Below are 5,019 nucleotides of genomic sequence, written 5' to 3' on the forward strand. Positions count from 1 at the left end.
GGTCGCCGAGTCGCTCCGCGAGGCGGTCCGCGTCGGCGAATGAGATGTCGGTGCCGCGCTTGCGGACCAGCGTCACGCTCTCCTGGCGTTCGAAGATGTTGACCTCGATGGCGCCCCAGACGTTTGACCACGTCTGGTTTCGGGAGGTGAGGATGACGTGTCCGCCGCTCGAGGGAATCAGCGACGAGATGTCGTCGGGCTCCGTCGCATTGTCGTAGACCAGCAGCCAGCGCAGGCTGGTCGAGCTCAGGGCGTCGATCACCAGGGAGGACGCCTGCATCAGGTCCTCGGTTACCGGCACACCGAGGACGCGGCCCAGGTCGACCAGGGACTGCAGGACGAGGGACTGCTGCTCGGACGGGATCCACCAGACCAGGTCGTAGCGGTCGGCGAAACGGTAGGCGTATTCCACCGCGAGCTGCGTCTTTCCGACGCCGCCGAAGCCGTGTAAGGCGGTGGGCAGCACCGAGGTCTTCGACCGCGTCTCCAGGGACCGCTGCAGGCTCAGCAGCAGGCTCTCCCGGCCGGTGAAGTCGGGATTGCGCAGCGGGATGCCGCCCCAGATGCGGGTGGTGTCGGACCGCTCCAGCGTTGAACGCGGCAGGTCCGCCACGGCGCCCTGGCTCATGGGGCTGTGCTCCTCACTCGATACGGCCAAATACGGCGTTTCGGACATATCGTAGCCCTCGGCCGGCGGCGGCGTACGGTGATCCGCCGCGTTCGCCGGCATGGAGCTGAGGTATAGGCGCCGCAGGGCCTCGTCCGAGAGGCCCGCGCGCCGCCCCGCGGCGACCACCCACCGGTTGATCTCGAGCGCGAACAGGTCGTCCACCTCGTGCGCGAGCCGGCAGGCGAAGGCGAGCAGCGCCGGCACGTCGTCGGCCTGCGGTGGCAGTGAATCGATCCGCCCGACGACCGCCCCGGCGTCATCCCAGGCGAACCGGGCGGGCAGCGGCAGAAAGACGAACACGTCTCGCGCCACGGCCGCCAACTGAGCCGCCGGAACGTCGGCCAACAGACGCACAAGGGCGTCGCGATTGGCCTCAGCGGTCACGCGCGCCGGGTCGCTCACCGCATCAGTATCCATTAAGGATCATCAGAACAGAACCCTTGTTTGCGGAGGGGTACTCCCGCTATATATACGCGCCGAACACCCGCAGGGATTGACCAACGATCCTCCTTTGGAGTGAATCGTCCCCAAGCCGGCCATCCGAGCCTTCGCGCAGGAACGCGACTGCGGCCGTCGCCAGCCCTCGGGCGACTCCCCACCCAGCCGCGCGGGTGAACGCGAACCCTCCGTGACCTCCGTAGTTGTCCGCTCCTGATCACCAGCGATTGTTCCCAGTGAGTCGCCAACGCGACAGGTGGGACGCGGCACAATAGGTCACCATGCCACTGTGGGGAGTCGTCGCCCTGTCAAAAGGCTGTCCAGAGCGGGCTTGGGGCTGCTGGCCGTAGCGGTCCTGCTGGAGATGTGCGCGTGGCGATGGTCATGGCTGCGGGCAGTCGGACAGGTCCTTGCCGAACGCTTGTTCTTGGTTATGGTCGGGCTTCCGGCGCTGGTCTTGATCGCTGTATCGGCATTCCAACCACGCCGTCGTCCTCGTGGCACCATCGAAGGACCGGCCGGCAGGGCATCGCGTTGGCCGTGGCTTCTTGCCGACCGGGGACTGCTGATCGTGGCTGGCGCGCTGGCGTGCGTCGGCGTTGCCGCGTTGACGGTGATGTGGGTGGTTGCGGTCGGCGTGGATTCCGACTCCGAGCGAGCCAAGTTGCAGGTCGAGGCCATCAAGTACGGTCTCGGGTCCGTCGCCGCCGCCGGGGCGGCCGCCGCACTGTTGCTCGCCGTCCGGCGGCAGCGCCACGCTGAACAGGTCCACGAGCACAACGTGGAAGACGCCGCTGAACGTCGCGTTACCGATCTCTACACCAAGGCCGCCGAGCAGCTCGGCCACGCCGATGCCGCGGTCCGCCTCGCCGGCCTGTACGCCATGGAACGCGTCGCCCAGAACAACCCCAGCCAGCGGCAGACCATCGTCAACGTCCTCTGCGCCTATTTGCGCATGCCGTACGCGGGGCCCGTGGCCGCGACCCACTCTGCGGAGCGACCCATGGCTGCCCTTCCACTGCCGAGCAGAGAGCAACCAACCGACCGAGATCCGCAGCAGGAGCTCCAGGTCAGACTAACGGCGCAACATATCCTCACCGCCCACTTGAGCCGGCCCCACGATGTCGATCCGAAACACGCCGCCGCGCTGACCGGGGATTCGCGTCAACCCTTCTGGTCCAACATCGACCTCGACCTCACGGGCGCCACCATCGCGAATTGGGATCTCCATCGAGGTCACCTTCGTCGCGCGAACTTCGCCAATGCCACATTTGTCGGCACCGCATTTTTCGACCAGGCGATATTCACCGTCCGCGCGGGGTTCGACCAGGTAACCTTCGCCGACGACGCTTGGTTCTACCGCGCCACCTTTCCCAACCGCGAGTTGTTCACTGGTGCGACCTTCACCGGCAAAGCCATGTTCAGGGACGCGCACTTCACCGGCGGCGCATGGTTCAACCAGGCAGCCTTTACCGCTGATGCCGATTTCCAACAAGCGAACTTCGCCGGCGACGCGCGATTCTACCGGGCGACCTTCGCCGGCGCCGCGGGGTTCGTCCGAGTGAAGTTCGGCGGTGCGGATTTCCGCCAGGCGACGTTCGCCGGCACCTCGCGGTTCGACGAGGCGATGTTCAGCAGCGCGGGGTTCGACCAGGCGACCTTTGCCGGCGACGCGGGGTTCGACCGGACGACCTTCAACGGCAGTGCGAGGTTCGGCGGAGCGACCTTCAACCGCATAATCGGGCTGGAGAACGCGGTTGTTTTCACGGCGGCGGCTTTCCGAGAGGACACCTGGCCGCCGGGATGGCGGCTCGAGCCCGGGTCCAAGAACGGCCGACTCATACGCGAAGAAGTCTTACATCAGCCCCCGGAGCCGCCGGACGGTACGCCGTAGGAAGGCGGCTGACGCCACCGTCGACCCGACTCCTCGACCATTGGGAGGATCGCGCCTGACCGGCTTGTCCGAGGCGGAGGGAGCCGGAGAGCCCTGCCGGAGGCGCAGTAACCGAAACCTCAACGGACAGGGCGGTGGAAGCCGCCTTGGCTGCGCGGCTCGTCCCCGATCGTCCTCTTGGACCGGCTCCTGGAAGCTCACCGGAAGGAGCCGGGAGTGAGAATTCAAGGATCCACTCCAGGAGGTGGTCCGGGAAACAGGTCAGGGCCGGTCCTCCTCGCGGAGAACCAGCCCTGACCTGCACATTCTCTGGTCGGGGTAGCCGGATTTGAACCGACGGCCTCTTCGTCCCGAATGAGGTAACGTCCCAATGTTCTACCAGTGATGATGCAAAGACTCCCAGGTCAAGCCGTCGGTGGCCGGTGGTCTGTGTCGGTCGAGGCTGTAGGAGCGGCAAGTGACTTCGCCACAGTTTCGCCACACTCCCGGGACCAGTGAAGACGGCCGACAACCCTGGCAGTGGTGAAGGGGATTTGAACCCTTGGAGGGCTTGATACCTCACGCTTCGAGGTCTGCTCTCGGCCGTACGGCCATGGGCAACGACGTCCGTGAGCTGCCTATCAAGGCTGCTGCGGTCAAGTTCGGACCGTGTCGAACGCCAACGAACGAGACGAGAACTGAGACGAACCTCGGCGCCGACCTGACCGTCGATGGCCCTTCACGTGGCGCGGTGTACACGTCCGGGCCGGGCACCGTGGCGAGGCGGTTGTCCATCCCACCTCAGATTCTCGTGAAGTGCCACCGCCAACACACGTGGTATCTGTAGGCCACTATGGATAGGTGCGCATGTGAGGCGAGAGAGAGGTCAGCAGATGGATCTTGTTACAGGGCAACACTGGCTGTATGACTGGATCGACGAATTCGAGATCACGGAATCCGATACGCTTCGACAGCGAATTAGGTTCCCAGGCGCCATGAACCGACTTTACGAGCTCGCTAAGGGTGCCGATAAAACGCAGCCGTCGCCTGCTGCGATACCTGCAAGTCTGCTGGCGAGCATGGGCATGGATGTGCCGTCCGGACTCTGCTCCGCAGCCGCCTGCAGAACGCGTGCTATCGATAGAGAATTCGGACAGCTACTACACTACTTCGACTACTTTTTGATGCAGGGCCCCACCCATAAAACTTATCTTAATATCCTCGATTCAAGACGCGGAAACGATTGGTTCCAGGACTTCTTCACTTCACTATGGAATGACGTCACCATGCTTCTGCACTTGCGGAAGATTGGCATGGATAGATACATAGTATTCATCAATAAGCCAACCAGCGCTCCGCGCGCCGAGGTAGACAGCTGGATTAGCAGTCTCCATACTCCACTTCTTAATTCAATTGCCGAAATTGCAGAGGTTGCAAAGTTGGTAAGTCGCGAAGGAGGCGTCGAGATAGAGCAGACTGGCCCAAGAAGGTGGAGCGTGGGTCTAGTGCATCCACTCTTTTCCGGCAGCCCCGGGATGCGCGTGGTCCAGAAGACTCGCCCGAAGAAAGCTGCGGCTGCAGCCGCGTTGATCCAACAACAAATGAGCGCTCTTTTCTTCGACAGCCAAGCTGCCAAAGAACATGGCGCCCCACCAGTCTCTCTGCTGGAGCCTAGCTTCTTTCAGCGGGATAAGACTACTGGCGCCGCCACCGTGGATCAAGTAGCCCTCAATCTCGACATTCCAGTCCTTGCAAATTTGGAAACGGCGGAACTCCTAAAGCTGCGCGAGTCGGAGTATGAACACTTCGAGCGGTTCCGCAAGACCCTCGTCGAGGCCATTGCAGAGGCGATCGAGAAAGCGACGACCGAGGATCCAGAGAAGATTGCCCGATCGGTATGGCGCGATACGATCGAGCCAGAGGTGGCCGATATACAAAGCAAGATCTCTGCCTCGAAAAGGTCGCTCTCGTTCAAGCTCGCTGCTGGTATCGCGGTCGGATCTGCAACGACCGCGTTTGGCGCTCTGGCGGCCATGCC

General features: G+C 63.3%; 3 protein-coding genes. 2 read left to right on the top strand and 1 reads right to left on the bottom strand.

Annotated elements, in window-relative coordinates:
- Positions 1-1,087, bottom strand: a 1,087-nt coding sequence (locus DMB66_RS58785) for an NB-ARC domain-containing protein (protein ID WP_233625602.1), incomplete at its 3' end; no start/stop codon positions are given.
- Positions 1,088-1,439: 352 nt separating this feature from the next.
- Between DMB66_RS58785 and DMB66_RS58790 the strand changes: the two genes are divergently transcribed.
- Positions 1,440-3,002, top strand: a complete 1,563-nt coding sequence (locus DMB66_RS58790; protein WP_125812586.1) for a pentapeptide repeat-containing protein — start codon at positions 1,440-1,442, stop codon at positions 3,000-3,002.
- Positions 3,003-3,874: 872 nt separating this feature from the next.
- Positions 3,875-5,019: hypothetical protein (locus tag DMB66_RS58795; protein ID WP_148112939.1), on the top strand; the 1,145-nt coding region annotated here is incomplete at its 3' end.

It is taken from the genome of Actinoplanes sp. ATCC 53533, from assembly GCF_003947245.1.